This window comes from Amycolatopsis palatopharyngis, from assembly GCF_003385185.1.
Lineage (GTDB): Bacteria > Actinomycetota > Actinomycetes > Mycobacteriales > Pseudonocardiaceae > Amycolatopsis > Amycolatopsis palatopharyngis.
On record NZ_PQHZ01000004.1, the window covers coordinates 116,023 to 136,088 of the forward strand.

Annotated in this window: 20 protein-coding genes; 10 read left to right on the forward strand and 10 right to left on the reverse strand. The window is 69.0% G+C overall.

From position 1 onward, the window contains the following. Positions 1-15: 15 nt before the first annotated feature. Both D0C15_RS04225 and D0C15_RS04230 read left to right on the forward strand, forming a co-directional pair. The gene (locus tag D0C15_RS04225; RefSeq protein WP_116041012.1) at positions 16-1,650 is read left to right on the forward strand and encodes an acyl-CoA synthetase; all 1,635 of its coding nucleotides are present in this window, start codon (positions 16-18) and stop codon (positions 1,648-1,650) included. 40 nt (positions 1,651-1,690) lie between these two features. Next, positions 1,691-2,797 carry an NAD(P)H-dependent flavin oxidoreductase gene (locus D0C15_RS04230; protein ID WP_116041013.1) on the forward strand — a complete coding sequence of 369 codons (1,107 nt, stop codon included), beginning with the start codon at positions 1,691-1,693 and terminating at the stop codon, positions 2,795-2,797. Positions 2,798-2,986: 189 nt separating this feature from the next. On the opposite strand, the gene D0C15_RS04235 is transcribed toward D0C15_RS04230, so the two are convergent. Together D0C15_RS04235 and D0C15_RS04240 are read right to left on the reverse strand one after the other, a co-directional pair. After that, complete coding sequence (locus D0C15_RS04235) at positions 2,987-4,255, reverse strand: APC family permease (RefSeq protein ID WP_116041014.1); 1,269 nt, start codon at positions 4,253-4,255, stop codon at positions 2,987-2,989. Continuing rightward, positions 4,252-4,629 (reverse strand): VOC family protein, encoded by a 378-nt coding sequence (locus tag D0C15_RS04240; protein WP_116041015.1) that lies wholly within the window; start codon positions 4,627-4,629, stop codon positions 4,252-4,254. Before D0C15_RS04240 ends, D0C15_RS04235 begins: the two co-directional genes overlap by 4 nt. A 77-nt stretch (positions 4,630-4,706) precedes the next feature. On the opposite strand from D0C15_RS04240, the gene D0C15_RS04245 reads away from it, so the two are divergent. Then, a complete protein-coding gene (locus D0C15_RS04245; protein ID WP_245975553.1) occupies positions 4,707-5,252 on the forward strand; it encodes a hypothetical protein in 546 nt (181 codons plus the stop codon). A 44-nt stretch (positions 5,253-5,296) separates the two neighbouring features. Further along, on the forward strand, positions 5,297-5,734 hold the full coding sequence (locus D0C15_RS04250) for an SRPBCC family protein (RefSeq protein WP_116041016.1): 438 nt from the start codon (positions 5,297-5,299) through the stop codon (positions 5,732-5,734). 44 nt (positions 5,735-5,778) lie between these two features. Here the strand turns inward: D0C15_RS04250 and D0C15_RS04255 are convergent, their stop codons facing one another. The 4 genes from D0C15_RS04255 to D0C15_RS04270 all read right to left on the reverse strand — a co-directional run bounded on the left by D0C15_RS04255 (position 5,779) and on the right by D0C15_RS04270 (position 11,002). Beyond that, positions 5,779-7,446, reverse strand: coding sequence for a fumarate hydratase (locus D0C15_RS04255; RefSeq protein WP_116041017.1), 1,668 nt, complete (start codon positions 7,444-7,446; stop codon positions 5,779-5,781). A 320-nt stretch (positions 7,447-7,766) separates the two neighbouring features. Further along, positions 7,767-8,816, reverse strand: a complete 1,050-nt coding sequence (locus tag D0C15_RS04260; RefSeq protein WP_116041018.1) for a sigma-70 family RNA polymerase sigma factor — start codon at positions 8,814-8,816, stop codon at positions 7,767-7,769. Between the two features lie 255 nt (positions 8,817-9,071). Beyond that, positions 9,072-9,497 carry a D-aminoacyl-tRNA deacylase gene (gene dtd, locus D0C15_RS04265; protein WP_116041019.1) on the reverse strand — a complete coding sequence of 142 codons (426 nt, stop codon included), beginning with the start codon at positions 9,495-9,497 and terminating at the stop codon, positions 9,072-9,074. Further along, on the reverse strand, positions 9,494-11,002 hold the full coding sequence (locus D0C15_RS04270; RefSeq protein WP_116041020.1) for a DUF7782 domain-containing protein: 1,509 nt from the start codon (positions 11,000-11,002) through the stop codon (positions 9,494-9,496). Before D0C15_RS04270 ends, dtd begins: the two co-directional genes overlap by 4 nt. Positions 11,003-11,049: 47 nt before the next feature. Here D0C15_RS04270 and D0C15_RS04275 point away from each other — a divergent pair, with 47 nt between their 5' ends. Continuing rightward, a complete protein-coding gene (locus D0C15_RS04275; RefSeq protein WP_162829892.1) occupies positions 11,050-11,628 on the forward strand; it encodes a hypothetical protein in 579 nt (192 codons plus the stop codon). 10 nt (positions 11,629-11,638) lie between these two features. Here the strand turns inward: D0C15_RS04275 and D0C15_RS04280 are convergent, their stop codons facing one another. Then, positions 11,639-12,589, reverse strand: coding sequence for a GlxA family transcriptional regulator (locus D0C15_RS04280; protein ID WP_116041022.1), 951 nt, complete (start codon positions 12,587-12,589; stop codon positions 11,639-11,641). Positions 12,590-12,659: 70 nt separating this feature from the next. Here D0C15_RS04280 and D0C15_RS04285 point away from each other — a divergent pair, with 70 nt between their 5' ends. The 3 genes from D0C15_RS04285 (at position 12,660) to D0C15_RS04295 (ending at position 15,197) form a co-directional block, all read left to right on the forward strand. Then, the gene (locus tag D0C15_RS04285; protein WP_211323080.1) at positions 12,660-13,484 is read left to right on the forward strand and encodes an alpha/beta fold hydrolase; all 825 of its coding nucleotides are present in this window, start codon (positions 12,660-12,662) and stop codon (positions 13,482-13,484) included. An 83-nt stretch (positions 13,485-13,567) separates the two neighbouring features. Further along, positions 13,568-14,842 carry an amidohydrolase gene (locus D0C15_RS04290; protein WP_116041024.1) on the forward strand — a complete coding sequence of 425 codons (1,275 nt, stop codon included), beginning with the start codon at positions 13,568-13,570 and terminating at the stop codon, positions 14,840-14,842. A gap of 40 nt (positions 14,843-14,882) precedes the next feature. Further along, positions 14,883-15,197: a DUF3099 domain-containing protein gene (locus D0C15_RS04295; protein WP_116041025.1), complete on the forward strand. Its 315-nt coding sequence runs from the start codon at positions 14,883-14,885 to the stop codon at positions 15,195-15,197. A 174-nt stretch (positions 15,198-15,371) separates the two neighbouring features. Here the strand turns inward: D0C15_RS04295 and D0C15_RS04300 are convergent, their stop codons facing one another. Both D0C15_RS04300 and D0C15_RS33935 read right to left on the reverse strand, forming a co-directional pair. After that, entirely contained in the window at positions 15,372-16,268 is an 897-nt protein-coding gene (locus D0C15_RS04300; protein ID WP_425455360.1) for a carbohydrate kinase family protein, read from the reverse strand. After that, positions 16,265-16,435 (reverse strand): pseudouridine-5'-phosphate glycosidase, encoded by a 171-nt coding sequence (locus D0C15_RS33935; protein ID WP_162829888.1) that lies wholly within the window; start codon positions 16,433-16,435, stop codon positions 16,265-16,267. Before D0C15_RS33935 ends, D0C15_RS04300 begins: the two co-directional genes overlap by 4 nt. A 124-nt stretch (positions 16,436-16,559) precedes the next feature. Here D0C15_RS33935 and D0C15_RS04305 point away from each other — a divergent pair, with 124 nt between their 5' ends. Next, positions 16,560-16,808 (forward strand): DUF3039 domain-containing protein, encoded by a 249-nt coding sequence (locus D0C15_RS04305; protein ID WP_116041026.1) that lies wholly within the window; start codon positions 16,560-16,562, stop codon positions 16,806-16,808. Here the strand turns inward: D0C15_RS04305 and D0C15_RS04310 are convergent. Continuing rightward, positions 16,775-17,998: a YihY/virulence factor BrkB family protein gene (locus D0C15_RS04310; RefSeq protein ID WP_116041113.1), complete on the reverse strand. Its 1,224-nt coding sequence runs from the start codon at positions 17,996-17,998 to the stop codon at positions 16,775-16,777. The two genes, D0C15_RS04305 and D0C15_RS04310, sit on opposite strands and share 34 nt — an antisense overlap. Positions 17,999-18,296: 298 nt before the next feature. On the opposite strand from D0C15_RS04310, the gene D0C15_RS04315 reads away from it, so the two are divergent. After that, positions 18,297-20,030 carry a DEAD/DEAH box helicase gene (locus D0C15_RS04315; protein ID WP_116041114.1) on the forward strand — a complete coding sequence of 578 codons (1,734 nt, stop codon included), beginning with the start codon at positions 18,297-18,299 and terminating at the stop codon, positions 20,028-20,030. The last annotated feature ends 36 nt before the right edge of the window (positions 20,031-20,066 follow it).

Genomic DNA, 20,066 nt, shown 5'->3' on the forward strand with positions numbered 1-20,066 from the left:
TTCTAGTTTAGTCGCGTGGCATACAACATCGCGGACCTACTCGAGCACGCCGTCGACGTCGTGCCGGACCGCACTGCGATCGTCTGCGGCGCGCGACGGATCACCTTCGACGAGCTGGACCAGCGCGCCAACAGGCTGGCGCATCACCTCGCGGAACACGGTGTGGGACCTGGTGCCCACATCGGCGTGTACTCACGAAACTCGATCGAGGCCATCGAGGCCATGGTCGCGGCGTACAAGCTGCGCGCCATCGCGGTCAACGTGAACTACCGCTATGTCCAGGGGGAGTTGAACTACCTCTTCGACAACGCGGATCTGGTCGCGCTGGTGCACGAGCGCCGCTACAGCGACCTGGTGGCCGAGGTGCTGCCGAACCATCCGAAACTGAAACACGTTGTCGTCATCGAGGACGGCAGTGACGGTGACTACGCTCGCTACGACGGTGTCGAGTACGAGACCGCGCTCGCCGGGTCCTCACCGGAACGTGACTTCGGTGAACGCAGTGCGGACGACCTCTACATCCTCTACACGGGTGGCACCACGGGCTATCCGAAGGGCGTGCTGTGGCGGCACGAGGACATCTGGCGTGCCCTCGGCGGCGGCATCAACTTCGTGACGGGGGACTACGTCGCCGACGAGTGGACCCTCGCCAATGAGGGCAGGGACACCGGAGGGCTGGTCCGGCTCCCGGCGGCCCCGCTGATCCACGGGGCCGCACAGTGGGCTGCCTTCGGGGCGTTGTTCACCGGTAGCACCGTGGTCTTCGTGCCCCAGTTCGACGCGCACGAGGTCTGGAAAGCCGTGCAGGACAACAAGGTGCAGGTGCTCACCATCGTCGGTGACGCGATGGCACGGCCGCTGATCGAGGCATATCGACAGGGCGGCTACGACGCGTCCTCGCTCGTCGCGGTGTCCAGCCACGCGGCGCTGTTCTCCCATTCGGTGAAGCAGGAGTTCCTCAACGAGTTGCCGAACGTCGTCATCACCGACGCCATCGGCTCCTCGGAGAGCGGGTTCACCGGCATCGGCATGGTCAGCAAGGACGCCGACCATTCGGCCGGTCCGAGGGTGAATTTCGGTAAGCAGGCGATCCTGCTGGACGAGGACGACCGGCTGATCGACCCCGCTCCCGGCGCTGTCGGCCGGATCGCGCGGCGCGGGCATGTGCCGCTGGGCTACTACAACGACCCGGAGAAGAGCAAGACGATCTTCGTGGAGATCGACGGCGTGCGCTACGTCGTGCCGGGCGACTATGCCCGATACGAGGAGGACGACACCGTCACTCTGCTCGGGCGCGGCTCGCAGTGTGTGAACACCGGGGGCGAGAAGGTGTATCCGGAAGAGGTGGAGGGCGCGCTCAAGTCACATCCTGACGTCTTCGACGCGTTGGTGATCGGCGTTCCGGACGAGCGTCTCGGGCAGCGGGTCGCCGCCGTGATCCAGTCCAGGCCGGGAACAGCCCCGGACTTCGGTGCGATCGAGGCGCATGTCCGTACCGAGCTCGCCGGGTACAAGGTGCCGCGAACACTGTGGGTCGCCGACGAGATCGGCCGGTCGCCGAGCGGGAAACCGGACTATCCCTGGGCACAGCGGTACGCGCAGGAACACGAGGCCGCGGTCGACCTCAGCAAGCCTGCCGCCACCGCCTGAGCCCGGCGCGCCAAGCGGCGCACGATCGAGGAGAACTTCCATGCGTACCCCACTCTGCGACACCCTCGGCATCCAGTATCCGATCGTCGGGTTCACTCCGTCCGAGCACGTCGCGGCGGCGATCAGCAGAGCGGGCGGACTCGGCGTGCTCGGCTGCGTTCGGTTCAACGACGCGGCCGAGCTCGACTCCGTGCTCGACTGGATGGACGACAACACCGAAGGCAAGCCCTACGGCGTCGACATCGTGATGCCCTCGAAGATCCCGACCGAGGGCAGCTCGACCGACCTCACCAAGCTGATCCCCGAGGAGCATCGGGCCTTTGTGGACCGTACGCTCGCCGACCTCGGTGTGCCGGACCTGCCCGACGGCTCCGATGAGCGGGCCGGGGTGCTCGGCTGGCTGCACTCGGTGGCGCGGTCGCACGTCGAGGTGGCCCTGCGCCATCCGATCCGGTTGATCGCCAACGCGCTCGGTTCGCCGCCGGTGGACGTGATCGAGCAGGTTCACGTCCACGACGTCCCGGTGGCCGCGCTGGCCGGGAAGGCGGAGCACGCGGTTCGGCACGTGGACAACGGCGTCGATTTCGTTGTGGCACAGGGATACGAGGCCGGCGGGCATACCGGCGAGATCGCGTCGATGGTGTTGCTGCCGGAGATCGTGGACGCTGTCGGCGATCGCGCGCCCGTGCTCGCGGCCGGTGGTATCGGCTCCGGAAGGCAGGTCGCGGCCGCGCTGGCACTGGGCGCGTCCGGAGCCTGGATGGGCTCGTACTGGCTCACCACACAGGAGTACCTGCAGACGATGGGGGACTCCGCGGCGATGCAGCAGGCGCTGCTGAAGGCGGGGTCGTCGGACACCGTGCGCACCCGCATCTACACCGGAAAGCCTGCCCGGCTGCTCAAGACGCGCTGGACCGAGGCGTGGTCGACACCCGACGCGCCGAAGCCGCTGCCGATGCCGCTGCAGAACCTGCTGGTGTCGCACGCGCACAACCGCATCCACGCCGCGAACGATCCCAGCGTCGTGTCCATGCCGGTCGGTCAGATCGTCGGCCGGATGAACGAGGTCCGTCCCGTTGCCGACGTCATGGCCGAGCTCCTGCGCGACTACGACGAAACCCTCTCCCGCCTGGACAAGACCCGCTGACCCACACCCGCCACCGCCCGGAACCACCAGGGATGGTGCGTCTGCAAGTACCACCAAGCAAGATCCACTTCGTCGTTAACCGCTACCAAGCCGCCGGGCACTCGGTAGCGGTTAGCGGCGATCCCGATCTTGCTTGGGCGTACTTGCAGACGCTCCAAGCCGGGGACGCGCTCGGGGTGAGGCCTGGGACTAGGGGGTGGAGCTGCGGAGGCGGTTGCGGAGGGTGTAGGTGAGTGCGCCCGCGGACAGGACCAGCACACCGGTCAGCACCGACGAGGCCGGGAGACTGACCGCGAGAACCACACAGCCCAGCAGGCCGATCACGGGCACTGCCCTCGGTGCCGGGTTCTCCCGCGCGGTGAGCGTGAGCGCACTGGCGTTGGCGATCGCGTAATACACCAGCACCGCGAAGGCGGAGAACCCGATCGCCCCGCGCAGGTCCGCGACACTCACCAGCGCCGCGACCGCGACACCGACCGCCAGTTCGGCATGGTGCGGCACTCCGGTACGCGGGTGCACCGCCGCCAGGGTGCGCGGCAGGTGACCGTCACGCGCCATCGCGAGGGTCGTACGCGAGACCCCGAGAACCAGCGCCAGCAACGCGCCCAACGCTGCCAGCGCCGCACCTGCCCGGACGACCGGAGCCAGCCAGGACCAGTCCGTGTCCTGCACGGCTTCGGCCACCGGATCGGTGAGCCCTGCCAGCCGCTGCGGTCCCAGTTGGAGGAGTACCACCACCGCCACGGCCACGTAGACGGCGAGGGTGATCCCCAGCGCCAACGGGATTGCCCGCGGAATGGTCCGCTCCGGCGCCCGCACCTCCTCGCCGAGCGTGGCGATCCGCGCGTATCCGGCGAAGGCGAAGAACAACAGCCCGGCGGCCTGCAGAATGCCGCCCGCACCGCTGCCGGGAAACGGCACGAGGTTGGCCGCGGCGGGATCGCCCGCGACCGCGACTGCCAGCACCGTCGAGGTGAGCACCAGGAGGGTGACCGTGACGATCACCTTCGTCGCGAGCGCCGAACGCCGCACACCCCGATAGTTCAGTGCCGTCAGCGCCGCAACCACACCGACGGCGAACAGAGTTCGCCACGGTCGTTGCACGTCCGGCGCCGCGTAGCTGACGACGGCCAGTGCCATCGCCGCGCAGCTCGCGGTCTTGCCGACCACGAAGCCCCAGCCCGCCAGGTACCCCCAGAACTCACCGAGCCGCTCCCGGCCGTACACGTAGGTGCCACCGGAGGCCGGATAGCGGGCCGCCAGCCGTGCCGAGGACGTCGCGTTGCAGTAGGCGACCACCGCGGCCAGCGCCAGTCCGAGCAGCAGTCCGGAGCCCGCCACCGAAGCGGCGGGAGCGAACGCCACGAACACACCAGCGCCGATCATCGAACCGAGGCCGATCGTTACCGCGTCGAACGTGCCCAGCCTGCGGGCCAGGGGTGCGGAGCCTGAGGTCATCGTGGTTCGAAGAGTTCCACCGGATTTCCGGAAGGATCCTCCACGAGGATCTGCTTCCCGCCCCGGCCCTCGGTGAGTTCGGTGCGGAACGCGACGCCCTCGGTGCGCAAGCCGTCGACGACCGACTCCAGATCCGTGACCGCGAGCTGGATCCGGTTCCAGCCACCCGGCTCCGGCTTGCCGCCGTGCACGTCGTGTGCCGCTGCCCCACCGCCACTCGCCGGAGCTGACAGCAACAGCCGCAGAGGGCCGTGGACCACCACGGCGAATCCCGCCGCTGGGCGATCATGCACCTCGAATCCGAGGTGCCGGGTGTAGAAATCCACGGCCTCGTCTACGTCGTGCACGATGTAGCGCACGCTGATCGTGGTCATCCGCTCGCAGCCTCCCGATGTCGTCGCAATCATCCTTGCATGCAACGCCGCGGTGGTCCTGTTCCGTCTGTGCCGATATGAGGTGGAAAGAGATTCTCGTAGTCGGCAGTGTCGTCCTGCTAGCCGGGACGGCCTGCGCCAGCCAGGAACCCGATCCGGTCAACGGCACCAGACCGGCCGACGGTGAACAGCCGATCTCGGCTCCCAGCACCACGGTGCCGCCCCTGCCGATGCCGTCGGCGGAGGAGCCCATGCCGGCGCCACAACCGCCGAACGCGCCGGGGGAGCCGGTGCAGGTCCCCGACGGAGCGGAACAGGACGATCTGCTGCCGGGCAAACAGATCGACGGCAGCGCGTTACCCGAGGCGTACCCACAGGATGTCGCCACCAGCGCGGACGGCAGGAAGCTGCTGATCGTCGCGCAGGAGGGCGGCTGTGGTCAGGTCAGCGCCGAGCTGGCGGAGCAGTCCGCCCGGCAGGTGGTGGTGAACCTCGTGGAAACCGAACCGGCGGAGAAGGTCGCCTGCACGATGGACATCCGCTTCGAGACGGTGAGTGTCGTACTGGACGAACCCCTGGGTGAGCGCACCGTCGTGCTGACCTACGAAAACCGCAAGGGTTGATCGTCACAGTGTGCGGTACGCCGTGTCCCCTTACAGTGACATGCATGGGTAAACGCCAGGTCTCGGGGACACGCAGCATCGCCGCCTCGCCGGAGACGTTGTTCCAGATGCTGACCGATCCGGCCCAGCACCCGCTGATCGACGGCTCGGGCTCGGTGCGGGCCGCCCGCGTGGGTGGCCCGCAGCGGCTCGAACTGGGGTCCAGATTCAGTATGGATATGCAGCTGGGTACGCAGTACAAGATCCTGAACACGGTTGTCGAGTTCGAGCAGGACCGGCTCATCGCCTGGCGGCACTTCAACGGTCACCGGTGGCGCTGGCAGTTCGAACCCGCGGACGGCGGCCGGACCCTGGTGACCGAGACCTTCGACTGGTCAACTGCCCGGATCCCGATCCTGATCACGTTCAGTCCGTTCCCGCGCCGCAACAAGGCCGGCATCGAGAAGAGCCTCGACCGGCTGGCCTCGATGTTCCCCGGCTGACCGCAGCGGCCCGGATCACCCGGGCGCTGCGGTCAGCCGGACGTTCAGCGGAAGGCGATCTGCAGCACCGGCTCGGAGGTGGCGTCGAAGAAGTCGTTGCCCTTGTCGTCGATGACGACGAACGCGGGGAAGTCCTCGACCTCGATCTTCCAGACCGCCTCCATGCCCAGTTCGGCGTACTCCAGCACCTCGACCTTGCGGATGCAGTCCTGCGCGAGCCGGGCCGCGGGGCCGCCGATCGAGCCGAGGTAGAAGCCCCCGTGCTCACGGCAGGACGCGGTCACCTTCTTCGACCGGTTGCCCTTGGCGAGCATCACCTGCGAGCCGCCGGCGGCCTGGAACTGCTCGACGTAGGAGTCCATCCGCCCTGCCGTGGTGGGACCGAACGAACCGGACGCGTAACCCTCCGGGGTCTTGGCCGGGCCCGCGTAGTACACCGGGTGATCGCGGAGGTACTGCGGCATCGGCTCGCCGGCGTCCAGCCGCTCGGCGATCTTGGCGTGGGCGATGTCGCGGGCCACGACCAGGGGCCCGGTCAGCGCCAGCCGGGTCTTGACCGGGAGCTGGGAGAGCTGTGCGCGAATCTCGTCCATCGGCCGGTTCAGGTCGACCCGCACGACCTCGTCGGACAGCTCGTCCTCGGTGACCTCCGGCAGGAACCGCGCCGGGTCACGCTCCAGTTGCTCCAGGAACACGCCCTCGGCGGTGATCTTGGCCTTCGCCTGGCGGTCCGCTGAGCAGGAGACCGCGACACCGACCGGGCAGGACGCGCCGTGCCGCGGCAGGCGGATCACCCGGACGTCGTGGCAGAAGTACTTCCCGCCGAACTGCGCGCCGATGCCGAACTGCCGGGTCATCTCCAGTACCTGCTGTTCGAGGTCCACGTCCCGGAAGCCGTGCCCCAGCGCGGAACCCTCCTGTGGCAGGTCGTCCAGGTAGCGGGCCGAGGCGAGCTTGGCGACCTTCAGGTTGTACTCGGCCGACATACCGCCCACGACGATAGCCAGGTGGTATGGGGGGCAGGCGGCGGTACCGAGGCTGCGCAACTTCTCGTCCAGGAACCGGGCCAGGCGCTTGGGGTGCAGTACGGCCTTGGTCTCCTGGTACAGGAACGTCTTGTTGGCGCTGCCACCGCCCTTGGCCATCACCAGGAACTCGTAGCTCGGGTCACTGCCCGACGGCGCGTCCCGGTGGTACAGCTCGACCTGAGCCGGCAGGTTGGTGCCGGTGTTGCGCTCTTCCCAGAAGTTCACCGGAGCCATCTGCGAATAACGCAGGTTGAGCTCCTGGTAGGCCTCGAACACGCCCCGTGACAGCGCCTCCTCGTCGTTGCCGCCGGTGAGCACGCCTTCCGACCGCTTGCCGATGACGATGGCGGTGCCGGTGTCCTGGCACATCGGCAGCACACCCCCGGCGGCGATGGCGGCGTTGCGCAGCAGGTCCATCGCGACGAACCGGTCGTTGCCGCTCGCCTCGGGGTCGTCGACGATCGCACGCAGCTGCGCCAGATGTGACGGCCGCAGCAGGTGCTGGATGTCGGTGATGGCGGCGCGGGCCAGCGTGGTCAGCGCGGCGGGCTCGACTTCGAGGAACCTGCGGCCTGCGGCCTCGACGACACGCACTCCGTCCGGCGTGACGAGCCGGTACTCGGTGTGGTTGTCCGTGGCCAGCGGCAGGACTTCGGTGTGCTGGAACGTGGTGGGGTGGGTCACTTGCGCGGGCTCCCTTGCACGCGGTGCGGTCCGGGGGTGGACCGACGTTACCGCGCCGCCCGCCGCCACGGACGCTCGCGTGGCCCTCCTCGCACTTCCGGGAAAGTGCGAGCGAATAGTCGGAAGGCCGGGCCCACCCCGACGGACCCGACCTTCCGGGGAAGGCGATCAGGTGCGTGCACCTATCGCGAAGCTCACTCCAGGGGACGCCTTCCGTACCGGAGGCGTTGCCTCAAGCGGGCCCCATTGACCGTCCCGTGACCTTGGTCATAAGTCAACGCGGCCGAATGGGTGCACCGCGAGGGGCTTCTGCCGGCAGGTCAGCTCGCGTAGGCGCGCAGCTTCTCCGCCCGCTCACCCTGGCGGAGCTTCGACATGACCTCACGCTCTATCTGCCGCACCCGCTCCCGCGACAGGCCGAAGTGCTTGCCGATCTGGTCGAGGGTGCGGGGCTGGCCGTCGTCCAGGCCGTAACGCAGCCGGATGACGAACTGCTCCCTGTCGTCGAGCGTGGACAACACGCGCCGCAGGTCGTCCTGCAGCAGGCCGGAGATAACCGCGCTCTCGGCGTCGGTCGCGTCGGAGTCCTCGATGAAGTCGCCCAGCGGGGCGTCCTCCTCGGTGCCTACCGGCATGTCCAGGCTCACCGGGTCGCGGGCGTGGTCGAGCAGGTTGGCCACCTTGTGCTCGGCGATGCCGGACTCGGCGGCCAGTTCCTCGTGGGTGGCCTCCCGGCCCAGTTGCTGGTGCAGGTCGCGCTTGATCCTGGCCAGCTTGTTGACCTGTTCGACCAGGTGGACCGGGAGCCGGATCGTCCGGCTCTGGTCTGCCATCCCCCTGGTGATGGCCTGGCGGATCCACCAGGTGGCGTAGGTGGAGAACTTGAAGCCCTTGGAGTAGTCGAACTTCTCCACCGCGCGGATCAGGCCCAGGTTGCCCTCCTGGATCAGATCCAGCAGCGGCATGCCGCGGCCGGTGTAACGCTTGGCCAGCGACACGACCAGCCGGAGATTGGCCTCCAGCAGGTGGTTCTTGGCCGCCTTGCCGTCGCGAACCAGGGCCCTGAGCTCGGTCTTGCGCCGCGAGGTGAGGTTCTCGTCGGTGTCCAGCACGTGCTGTGCGAACACTCCGGCCTCGATGCGCTTCGCGAGTTCGACCTCGTCGGACGCGGTGAGCAGCGCGGTCTTGCCGATCCCGTTCAGGTACACCCGGACCAGGTCGGCGGCAGGACTCTGCGCGTCGAGGTCGGCGTCCATGTTCGGGGCGGCGGGCAGCTCGGTCTCGACTATGGGGGCGGACTCGGTGGCGGGAGCGGGAATCCCACGCTGACGGATCCCACGAGCCTCACGCTCGAGCGTTTGGACGGACATTCTGCCTCCCCTGTCGCGGGCTGACGTGAGCTTGGATCTCCCACGTCAACTCTGTGCGTCGCGCTGCGGGCCTGTGGAACTCGCACCGCGAGACGAGCTTGCTGACTGACACCCGGGTTAACGCTGTGGGTTCCCAAAACGTTCCCGGCTTCTCAACTTCAAGACGGCTTTCCCGGGCAGGCGGTTGCTCAACCAAAGCTGAGGTTTTCCTGAGAACGTGTGATGGTCTCTCAGGTGTGCACGCGCGACTGTGGTCTATACCTCAACCAGGACGGTGAACGGGCCGTCGTTAACGCTGTGCACGGCCATCATCGCGCCGAAGCGACCGGTCTCCACCCGGGCGCCCCTGGCGCGCAGTTCCGTCACGACCGCGGCCACCAGTTGTTCGGCGTTTTCCGGGCGGGCAGCGGAAGTCCATGATGGACGTCGCCCTTTCCGGGTGTCGCCGTAGAGGGTGAACTGGCTGACGACGAGCAGGGGCGCGTCCGCGGAGGCGCAGGACTCCTCGTCACGCAGAATGCGTAGCTCGTGCAGTTTCCTGGCCATCGTGGCGGCCTGTGACTCGTTGTCCTCGATGTGAATTCCGAGTAATACCAACAGTCCGGGTTCGTTGATGGCCCCCACGACCTCGTCCTGCACTGTGACCGATGCCTCGGTCACCCTGGCCGCTACCGCCCTCACGTGAGCTGCCCGTCCGCGGGCAGCAGCATTCCGTGGCGGACCAGTTCGGCGACCATCGGCACGGCGGTCTTGGTCAGCTCGTCCACGTCTTGTCCGTGTCCCACGGCCAGAAGTCCGAGCAGGTCCGACAGCGGGAGTGCGCCACGGCATCCCGCGAGCAGAGCAGTCGTCAGCTCGTCGAGCTCGTGCTGCCAGCCGGGACCGTCGGTCCGGTGCAGCCTGCGGATCGTCGTGGACCAGCCCTCGTCGCCCGGTTCGTCCACCCGCTCCAGCAGTACCGTTGGTGGCACCGTGAAGGCGGTGTCCAGCAGGTCCCGCTCGTGGTCGCGCAGCCAGTCCACACGGTCCAGCCAGCGACCGGCCTCCGCGCCCAGCGGGTCGTCGTACGCCTGGCGCAGGTCCTCGCACACGACGACCGGCTCGGCCGGTGTGCGGCGGAGGGTGACGAAACCGAACCCGATGCCCTCGACGTTCTGTTCGGCGAACCAGTCCAGCCAGGCACCCCCCTTGGCCCGGCCCTCCGCCGATCGCGGGTCGATGCCGGCGTCGCGCAGCCAGGTGCCCACGTACAGGGCGGGGTCCGCGACGTCGCGCTGGACGAACCATGCGTCGGTTTCGGCGGGCAGCCACGCACTCACGCGGTCCGCCCAGTCCTCGCCCTCGACATGCAGCCAGGACGCGAGCAGCTGCCCCACGCCGCCTTCGGTGAGGAAGGCGGGCAGCTGGCGGATGACGAGTGCGCTGGCGTCGTCCCCGGCAAGGCCGGAGTCCCGGTAGACGTAGTCCACGCGGGGCGGGCCGACGACGAATGGCGGATTGCACACGATCTGGTCGAACCGTCTCCTGGCGACCGGCGCGAACCACTCGCCGTGGAGCAGTTCCACGTCCAGTTCGTTGAGCTGGAAGGTCGCGCGGGCCAGCGCGAGCGCCCTGGCCGAGACGTCGGTCGCGGTGATCCGCCGCGCGTGCCTGCTCGCGTGCAGCGCCTGGACGCCGTTGCCGGTGCCGAGGTCGAGCACGGTGTCGACCGGACGCCGGGTGGTGGCCCTGACCAGGCTCAATGAGGCATGTCCCACCCCGAGCACATGGTCTTCGCGCACCGGCGCGCCCGACTGGTCGGAGTCGAGGTCGGCCAGCACCCACCAGGAGCCCTCGTCGTCACCGTGCGGGCGCAGGTCGAGACCGGCCCGGATGGTGTCCCCGGTGCCTTCGGAACGCAGGAGTCCGGTGTCGATCGCCTCATCCAGTGCTACTGGCGCGATCGCCGCGCGTACGGCTTCGGTCCGCTCGCTCGTGCCGAGCAGGAACAGCCGGATGAGGGTCCCGAGCTCGCCGGCATCAGCGGTGGCGCGCAGCGCGGGCTCGGGTTCACCCCGGCCGAGTGCGGCGTGCGCCCGCCCGCCGAGGACGCCGACGACCCCGTCGGCGTCATAGCCCGTGCGCAGCAGTGCGGCACGCAACCGGGAGCAGAAGCCGGCGGAGAACTCAGGAAGATCAACACTCACGCTGTCAATGTTGTCATGCCAGACATCCGGCGCACTATCTTGTGCCCATGTCCCAAGTTCCCGTGTGGGTCCCGATCGTGGTCGCCGGGCTCGGATTCGTCGGCGTCGTCACGGCTCAGTTCATCGCGGGATGGCGCGAGGACCGGCGATGGCGCAGGGAGTCCGAGCGCGAGGAGCTGAGATGGCGCCGCGAGCGTGAGCGGGATTGGGAGGTCCGCAACTTCGATGGAAGGGCGGAGGCGTACTCCGAGGTCATCGGTTCGATCGAGGCGTTCGACTGGGTGTTGTTCCGGGCTCGCAGGGTCGTGGAGTCCGGCGTGGACCTTGACGAGCATCTGCGGGCCGATCTTCGTGCGGTCTCCGAACAGGCGCGGAACTCGCTCGGCGCGGTCAACCTGCATTCCCCCGAGCGAGTTCGTGTAATGCTGCGCGAGGCGATGATGCCGCGTTCCCGGCTCTCGATACGGCTGCTCGACGGCGAACGCCGTGACGACATGCGCGAGCTGTGGGACACCGGCCAGCGCCAGTACCGGCTGATGCGCATCGAGATGCGCCGCGATCTCGGGCTGGACGCGGAAGAGGAGCCTGACCGGCTGCGTGCGGAGATACGGGCGCGGTCGTCGTAGCCCGCCCAGGTCAGGTCCGGCCGAACGTGCGTCGGTAGGCGCCGGGTGTGGTGCCGAGGTGCTCGCGGAAGCGGCGGCGCAGGTTGACCGCCGAGGCGAGCCCGACGCGGGTGGCGATGGCTTCCACCGGAAGGTCGGTCTGCTCCAGCAGCACCCGTGTCGCTTCGAGGCGTTGGCGGAGCAGCCACTGTCCCGGGCTGGTGCCGAGCTGTTCGGTGAACCGCCGGGCCAGAGATCGGGTCGACAGTCCGGCTCGTTCGGCGAGCCGGTCCAGGGTCAACCGGCTGTCGAGGTGAGCCGTGGCCCACTCCAGCAGTGGTGCCAGTGACCCGTCCGCCCTGGCCGGTGGGGGCTGGGTGGCGTACTGGAGTTGGCTGCCCTCCCGGTGTGGGGGAAGGACCATGTTCCGGGCGACCTGAGCGGCGTATGCCGCGCCGTGGTCGGAGCGCACCAGGTGCAGGCACAGGTCGATGCCCGCACCGGTTCCGGCACTGGTCGCCACGTCGCCGTGGTCCACGTAGAGCACGTCCGGGTCCACCTGTATCTGGGGGAAGGCGGCGGCGAGCTGGGCCGTGTGACGCCAATGTGTGGTGGCGCGGCGGCCGCCGAGAAGTCCGGCCCGGGCGAGGACGAACGCCCCCGTGCAGATGGCGACCATCCGCGCCCCACGCTGATGGGCCGCCCGCAGCGCCTCGGTGACCGTCGGCGGCACCGGCGCGTCCGGCGGCTGCCAGCCGGGGACGACCACGGTGTCCGCCTCCCGCAGGGACGCGAGATCCGCCTCCACCGACATCGAGTAACCGACGGTGGTCCGCAGCGGCCCGGGGCGCTCGGCACAGATCCGGAAGCTGTAACGGGCAGGCAGATCCCGCTGGTTGGTGCCGAAGACCTCGGTGGCGCAGGCGAGTTCGAACGGCGACTGAGGCGGATTGAGCAGGGCGACAACCCGATGGAGACTCATGGCAGGAATGTACCCCTAGGCGTCTTTCCAGACACTCGGCCGCGAGGCCCGCGCGGGTCACAGTGAGTTCATGAGTGAAACCACTGAAACGACAGTGCGCAGGACCACGGTCCAGGTCGACGGCGAACCGGCCAGCTACCTGACCGCTGGTCACGACGGCCCGCCCGTGTTGCTGCTGCACGGGACCTACTGGAGCCGGGTCTGGCTCCCCGTGCTGGACCACCTCGCCGACGCGGGGCTGCGGCCCCTCGCGGTCGACCTGCCCGGACTGGGCCGCTCAGGAGGCCGGCTCACCCCGGAAACAGCCACGGTTCCGGCCCTCGCCGACTGGGTGACACGATTCGCCTCCGCGCTGAACCTCTCCGGTTCCGTCGCCGTGGGGGGCCACGACATCGGTGGCGCCATCGCCCAGCACCTCCTCGCCCGCGAGCGGCTCGACGTGTCCCGGCTGGCGCTGGTCAACTCGGTCCTCTACGACTCCTGGCCCGCGCCACACGTGGCCAGGTTCCGGGGCGGGGACACGGCCGAGGGTGTGCTCGCCGGCCGCCGACAGTCGGTGGCGAGGGTGCTGGGCGGTGTCGCCACCGAGTCGTTGATCACGGAGTACGTGGATCCGTGGACCGATGAGCGGGTTCGCCGCTCCTGGATGGCACTGGCGGGCGCGGCCGACAACCGCTACACGCTTGACCTCGTTCCCGCGCTGCGGCGGTCCACCACGCCCAAGCTGCTGGTCTGGGGCGAAGACGACCTCCACGAGACGGTGGAATACGCCGAACGGTTCGCCTCGGAGATCCCCAGCACCACGCTCATCCGGATCCCGAATGCGGATCACATCCCCACGGAGAACGCCCCAGGCCGGATCGGCCGCGCGCTCAGCGGCTTCTTCACGGCGTAGAGGCTCACGGGAGCGCGAGCGGGACTGGGAAAGCCGCAGCGTGGACCTGAGTACGGGCGCGCTCGATGTGATCAGATGGATCGGTGACCTCAGCACAGCGAGCGGGCGTACTCGACGGACTCGACGATCTGCTGCCGGAACTGGAATCGCTCTACCGGGACCTGCACAGCCATCCCGAACTGTCGTTCGCCGAGCATCGGACGGCCGGTGTGCTCGCGGATCTGCTGGCCGAGGCCGGATACACCGTGCACAGCGGGATCGCGGGCACGGGTGTGCTCGGTGTCCTGCGCAACGGGCCTGGACCGGTGGTCATGCTGCGTGCGGACATCGACGCGCTGCCGGTCGAGGAGAAGACCGGTCTCGACTACGCCAGCAGGGCCAGGGGTATCGACCCCGGCGGTGCGGACGTGGCGGTGATGCACGCCTGCGGCCACGATATGCACGCAGCCTGGCTGACGGGTGCCGCGCGACTGCTTGCCGGGCACCGGCAGCAGTGGTCGGGCACCCTGCTGGCGGTGTTCCAGCCGGCTGAGGAGGTGGGGGAGGGGGCCGCGGCGATGGTGCGCGACGGCCTCTTCGACCACGGGGGCAGGCCGGACGTGGTGCTGGGGCAGCACGTCGTTCCCGGGCCCGCAGGTTGGGTGCTGACCAGGCCAGGGGTGCTGATGGCCGCGACCGACGCGCTGCGGATCACCCTGCACGGGCGGGGCGGGCACGGTTCGCGGCCGGAGACCACGGTCGATCCGGCGGTGCTGGCGTCGTCGGTTGTGCTGCGGCTGCAGACGATCGTGTCCCGGGAGATCGCGGCGACCGAGTCGGCGGTGGTGACGGTCGGGTCGATGCACGTCGGGACGACGCACAACGTGATCGCCGACAGTGCGGTTCTCGAGGTCAACATCCGGACGTTCGACGAGCACGTCCGCGCCCGCGTACTGGCGGCGGTGGAGCGGATCGTGCATGGTGAGGCGGCTGCGGCGGGATGTCCGCAGCCGCCGGAGATCACCTCGATCGGCCGGTTCCCGGTGACGACGAACGACGAGGCCGCGACCGAGGAGATCACCGACGTGTTCCGGGAGCACTTCGGGGCGCAGCGGTCCTTCGAGGCGCCGCTGGTCACCGGAAGTGAGGACTTCGGCAGCTTCGCGGAGGCCGCGGGGGTGCCCTCGGTGTACTGGCTGGTGGGCGGGGCCGACGAGGAGACCGTGCTCACCGCGATGGCTGAGGGTCGTTTCGAGCGCGACGTCCCGTCCAACCACTCGCCGCTGTTCGCGCCGACCACACATCCAACGCTGCGTACCGGTGTCGAGGCACTCGTTGTGGCGGCGTTGCATCGGCTGGGCTCCCCGGCTGTCGGGTGAACCCGCGCGGTGGGAGCATGGAGCCAGGAGGTGGTGCTCGGTGAGCGACCCCGACAGGCGCGTGACCCCGGTGCTGATCACCGAGGCGGAACCTTCCTACGAGGAGCAGCACGCCGCCCGCAAACGCAAGTACATGTTGATGATGGCGCTGCGCTTTCCCTGTCTGGTGCTGGCCGGGGTGTTCTACGAGACCTGGTGGCTGGCCATGGGCTTCATCGTCCTGTCCATCCCGCTGCCATGGATCGCGGTGCTGATCGCCAACGACCGTCCGCCGCGCAAGAAGGAGGACGTCAACCGCTACCAGCGGGAGGCAAGGGCCATAGAGCGAACCGAGCACCGCGTCATCGACGGTTGAACCTCCCGTCCGTACCGTCCCCGGCTTGGAGCGTCTGCAAGTACGCCCAAGCAAGGTCAACATCACCACCAACCGCTACCAAGCGGGCCGCCGACACTCGAGGCGCTTGGTTGCGGTTAATGGCGCTCATGATCTTGCTTGGTGGTACTTGCAGACGCTCCAAACCCCGCGGGGTTAGGTGAGGCGCTCTCCTGGGGCCGGTTGCGGGCCTACTCGGCGGACCGCGGCGGCGCCCGCGCGCACACCCGCCCGGAGCATGTCCGCGGCCGGTTCCCGCCGTAGCCAGGCCGCCAGCAGTCCCGCATCGAACGCGTCGCCCGCGCCCGTGCTGTCGACGCAGTCGCCCTGCGGAGCGGGGACCGTGGTGATCCCGCAACCGTCGACCCAGCTCGCGCCGTTCGCGCCTGCGGTGACGGCCACCGCGCCGACCACGTCGAGCAGTTCCCGTGCCGAGGCGGGCTCCGGCTTGCCCGTGAGCGCGGCCAGCTCGTCGGCGTTGGGCAGCAACAGGTCCACGCCTCGGACGTCGTCGAGGAAGCCTGCCGGATCGGTCAGGTGTGCCGCCGCCTGTGGATCCACCGACGTGCTCAGCCCGGCGTCGTGGGCAGCCGCGAGGGCGGCCAGCCCCGCAGGCCGCGACGCGGGATCGAGCAGGACGTAACCCGACAGGTGCAGGTGCCGCGCGGCTTTCAGGGCGGATACGCAAACCGGTGTGTGGAGGTCGGCAGGATCGAAGCGTGCGTTGGCGCCCCGGTCGGCCAGCATGCTCCGCTGACCGTCGGGGTCGACCAGGACCACGACGCAGCAAGTGGCCGCCTCGGGATCCACGGTGAACGCACAGTCCACCCCGGCGGACTCCAACTCACTGCGGATCAGCCGCCCGCCTGCGTCGTCGCCCACCCGAGCCACCAGCGTCGTCGGCACGCCACAGGAACGTAGCCACAGCGCCGTGTTCGCGCCCGCGCCGCCGCCGGTCAGCCGGACCGGCGCCCGGGTGTCGCCGCCGTGTACGACCTCGCTCGCGGGCCGGGCGACCACGTCGAGCCCGGCATCGCCCACCACGACGATCACAGTGCGCAGAGCTCCACGGCCGCCTCCGCGGCGACCCCGGGGTTGCGGGCAGCGGGGAGGCCGTGCGAGAGCGGGATGCTCTTCGGCGCGACGACGGGGCGGTGTTCGTGCAGGGCGTCGGCGACCTCTGTGGAGATCGACAGCCCGCTCAGGAGAGTGCGGTTCACGAGGCGTCATCCTCACGGATTCGGCTCATCCGGCCGCCACCGGGGCGCCACCTGTCTCCCCCTGGCGGGGCCACCTCGGGCGGCAGCCGTGACCGGCGACGGCGGTGTGCGGCATCATGGACTCGTGAGCACTCAGACCTTGCCTGACGTCGACACCCGCCCTGAGGGCACCGACAGCACCGATGACGACGCGCCGAAGATGTTCCACTACGTGCGCAAGAACAAGATCGCGGAGAGCGCGGTCATGGGCACGCACGTGGTGGCACTCTGCGGCGAGGTCTTCCCGGTGACCAAGTCGGCGAAGCCCGGCTCGCCGGTCTGCCCGGACTGCAAGAAGATCTACGAAGGTCTGCGTTCGGGCGGCGACGAGTAGGAGCCGCTATCGGTGGCCGGGGATGCTGATCCTGCGCGATCCTCCCCGGCCTGCTCGTCGTGCTCGGCCAGGTCCCGGGCCTCCTCCGGCGCGGGTGATGAATCCGCCTCCTGCGCGTCTGCCGTTCCCTGCTCGGCCGCCTTGCGTGGCCTGCGCAGTGGCATCGTGGTGCGTTCCCAGAGTTTGCGGTGTTCCTCCGAACGCATCCGCTCGTTGGCCCGCTCCATCTCCAGCCTGCGCCACTTGCGCCGCTGCCTGCGGGTCATTTTCGCCGGCCACAATTCCTGAATGGCGCTGTTGAAGTAGGCGCCGCCGACAATCGCCAGGCCGATGAAGAACGTGAACAGCAGGAAGGCGATCGGTGTGGCGAGCGCGCCGTAGGTGTAGCCGGTGGTGGTGATCCAGCTGATGTAGAACCGCAGACCGACACTGGAGAGCAGGAAGATCGCCATGGCGAGGATCGCGCCGGGCAGCCCGCGATGCCACGGCAGCTTGCGTGGCAGGGCCAGCTTGTACAGGGTAGCCAGCGCCAGCACGAGCAGCACTCCGAGCGTCGGGTAGTAGAGCACGCCGATCCAGAACGCGATCGTCGGCCCCCAGTCCGGCGGGAAGAACTCCGAGAGCAGTTCGGGGCCGAGCGCGATCACCGGGAGCCCGATCACGACGAGCACCAGCCCGGCCATGTAGAGCAACAGGGCGAAGATTCGCTGCCAGACCTCGTTGCGGACGCCGTACTGGCCGTGCGCCACGGTGATCGCGTCGACGAATGAGGACATCGCCGAAGAGCCTGCCCACAGCGAGATCAGGAAACCGACCGAGACGATCTCGCCCTTGCCGATGGTCAGGATGTCGTCGACGGTCGGCTCGATGATCTGGTTGACCACGCTACCGCTGAAGATCTTCTCGGTGAACGCGATGATCTGGTCGTGCACGGCGGTGACGACCTTCGGGCCGAACCAGTCGCCGATGAAGCCCAGGCTGCCGAGCAGGCCGAGCAGCAGCGGCGGCAGGGACAGTGTCTGCCAGAAGGCGGCCTCGGCCGCCTCGGAGAAGATGTTGCCCTCCCACGCCTTGCTGAGGGTGCGCCGGAGCAGGCGCAGGGGCCCCTTGCGGACGCCCTGACGCTGGGTAGCCCGCTCCTGCTCGCTGTCGCCGTTGCTCGGGTCGACGCCCCCGGATGCTGCGCTCATCGCAGTGCCAAGCATGGTCCATCCGCGCCGGGTTGGCTCGTCGCCCCCACCGGCGTGTTCTTTCTCGCGCGTGCCGTGGACGGCCACGGCGGGGGAGGGCGGGTAGGCTGATCGTCGCGCCCTCACCGTGGGTTCGGCACCGAGGCCGGTCGACGTGGGGGCATTCGCATGCGGCCGAGGTCGCACCAAATGACCGCGTGAGACTGACACGACACGGACGCCCGCGAGAGGAGTTGGACCCTCCTTGTCGGACACGGCCCAGCAGAATCCGGCGCAGGCTGACGAGCAGGCACAGGCCATGCGCGGGTTCATCGCACCCGAACCCGAACACGACGCCACCGCCCGCCCGCTGCGGGCCTGGCAGCGGCGTGCGCTGACGAAGTACCTGACCACGAAGCCGAAGGACTTCCTCGCCGTCGCCACCCCCGGTGCGGGCAAGACCGTGTTCGGTCTGCGCGTGGCGGCCGAGCTGTTGTCGGACCGCACGATCGAGTCGATCACGATCGTGACGCCGACCGAGCACCTCAAGCACCAGTGGGCGATCGCCGCCGCGGGCGCCGGGATCGCGATCGATTCCAACTTCCGCAACACCACGGCGGTGACGTCCTCGGACTTCCAGGGCGTCGCGCTCACCTATGCGCAGGTCGCCGCGCACCCCACGCTGCACAGGGTGCGCACGGAGAACCGCAAGACGCTGGTCATCCTCGACGAGATCCACCACGGCGGTGACGCCAAGTCCTGGGGCGACGCGATCCGCGAGGCATTCACCCCGGCCGTGCGCAGACTCGCACTGACCGGGACCCCGTTCCGCAGTGACGACTCGCCGATCCCGTTCGTCAATTACGAGCCCGACGGCGACGGCAGTCTGCGCAGCAGAGCCGATCACGCGTACAACTACGCCGACGCCCTCGCCGACGGGGTGGTGCGGCCGGTGGTGTTCCTGGCGTACTCCGGTGAGGCCTCCTGGCGAACCAGCGCGGGCGACGAGTTCACCGCACGGCTGGGTGAACCCCTGACAGCGGAGCAGAACGCGCGCGCCTGGCGGACCGCGCTGGATCCCGGTGGCGAGTGGATCCCGTCGGTGTTGCATGCCGCGGACACGAGGCTGAACCAGTTGCGTGCGGGCGGTATCCCGGACGCGGGCGGCCTGGTGATCGCTTCGGACCAGGAGTCCGCGCGCGCATACGCCAAACTGCTGGCCCGCATCTCCGGGGAGAACCCGGTGCTCGTGCTGTCCGACGACCCGAAGGCCACCAAACGTATCGGTGAGTTCTCCGACTCGTCCGACCGCTGGCTGGTGGCCGTGCGGATGGTTTCCGAAGGTGTCGACGTGCCTCGGCTTGCGGTCGGTGTCTACGCGACCAGTGCGTCGACCCCGCTGTTCTTCGCGCAGGCGATCGGCCGGTTCGTGCGCTCGCGCAGGGCCGGTGAGACGGCGAGTGTGTTCGTGCCGAGCGTGCCGGTGCTGCTGGAGCTGGCGAGCGAGCTGGAAGCCGAGCGGGACCACGTGCTCGGCAAGCCGCACCGGGAGAAGGACGGCTGGGACGACGAGATGCTCGCAGCCGCCAACCGGACCGAGGACGAACCCGGCGAGGAGGAGAAGGCGTTCACCTCGCTGGGCGCCTCCGCGGAGCTCGACCAGGTGATCTACGACGGCAACTCGTTCGGTACCGCCGTGTTCTCCGGTACCGACGAGGAGCAGGAGTATCTGGGCCTGCCCGGGTTGCTGGAACCGGACCAGGTACGTGCCCTGCTGCGTAAGCGGCAGGAGGAGCAGCTCTCCGATTCGAAGCGGCGCAAGCCTGCGGAGGAGCCCGCCGCGCAGGCGCAGCCGAAGCCGAAGAGCGTGCGAGAGCGCATCGCCGGGCTGCGCAAGGAACTCAACGCCCTGGTCGGCATGTACCACCACCGCACCAACAAGCCGCACGGCGCCATCCACAGCGAGCTGCGCAAGGTCTGCGGCGGCCCGCCCACCGCGATGGCGACGATCGAGCAGCTCGAGGAGCGCATCACCACCCTCCGCTCCTGGTAGCCCCACTCCCGACTTGGCAGTTTCGGGGCTCGAGTT

Excerpts from the sequence above, each read along its gene's own strand:
- D0C15_RS04285 (WP_211323080.1), top strand. The coding sequence starts at position 12,660 with ATGAGTGAAACCACTGAAACGACAGTGCGCAGGACCACGGTCCAGGTC.
- D0C15_RS04230 (WP_116041013.1), top strand. The coding sequence starts at position 1,691 with ATGCGTACCCCACTCTGCGACACCCTCGGCATCCAGTATCCGATCGTC.
- D0C15_RS04280 (WP_116041022.1), bottom strand. The coding sequence starts at position 12,589 with ATGAGTCTCCATCGGGTTGTCGCCCTGCTCAATCCGCCTCAGTCGCCG.
- D0C15_RS04235 (WP_116041014.1), bottom strand. The coding sequence starts at position 4,255 with ATGACCTCAGGCTCCGCACCCCTGGCCCGCAGGCTGGGCACGTTCGAC.
- D0C15_RS04275 (WP_162829892.1), top strand. The coding sequence starts at position 11,050 with ATGTCCCAAGTTCCCGTGTGGGTCCCGATCGTGGTCGCCGGGCTCGGA.
- D0C15_RS04315 (WP_116041114.1), top strand. The coding sequence starts at position 18,297 with ATGCGCGGGTTCATCGCACCCGAACCCGAACACGACGCCACCGCCCGC.
- D0C15_RS04240 (WP_116041015.1), bottom strand. The coding sequence starts at position 4,629 with ATGACCACGATCAGCGTGCGCTACATCGTGCACGACGTAGACGAGGCC.
- D0C15_RS04250 (WP_116041016.1), top strand. The coding sequence starts at position 5,297 with ATGGGTAAACGCCAGGTCTCGGGGACACGCAGCATCGCCGCCTCGCCG.
- D0C15_RS04260 (WP_116041018.1), bottom strand. The coding sequence starts at position 8,816 with ATGTCCGTCCAAACGCTCGAGCGTGAGGCTCGTGGGATCCGTCAGCGT.
- D0C15_RS04245 (WP_245975553.1), top strand. The coding sequence starts at position 4,707 with ATGAGGTGGAAAGAGATTCTCGTAGTCGGCAGTGTCGTCCTGCTAGCC.
- D0C15_RS04310 (WP_116041113.1), bottom strand. The coding sequence starts at position 17,998 with ATGAGCGCAGCATCCGGGGGCGTCGACCCGAGCAACGGCGACAGCGAG.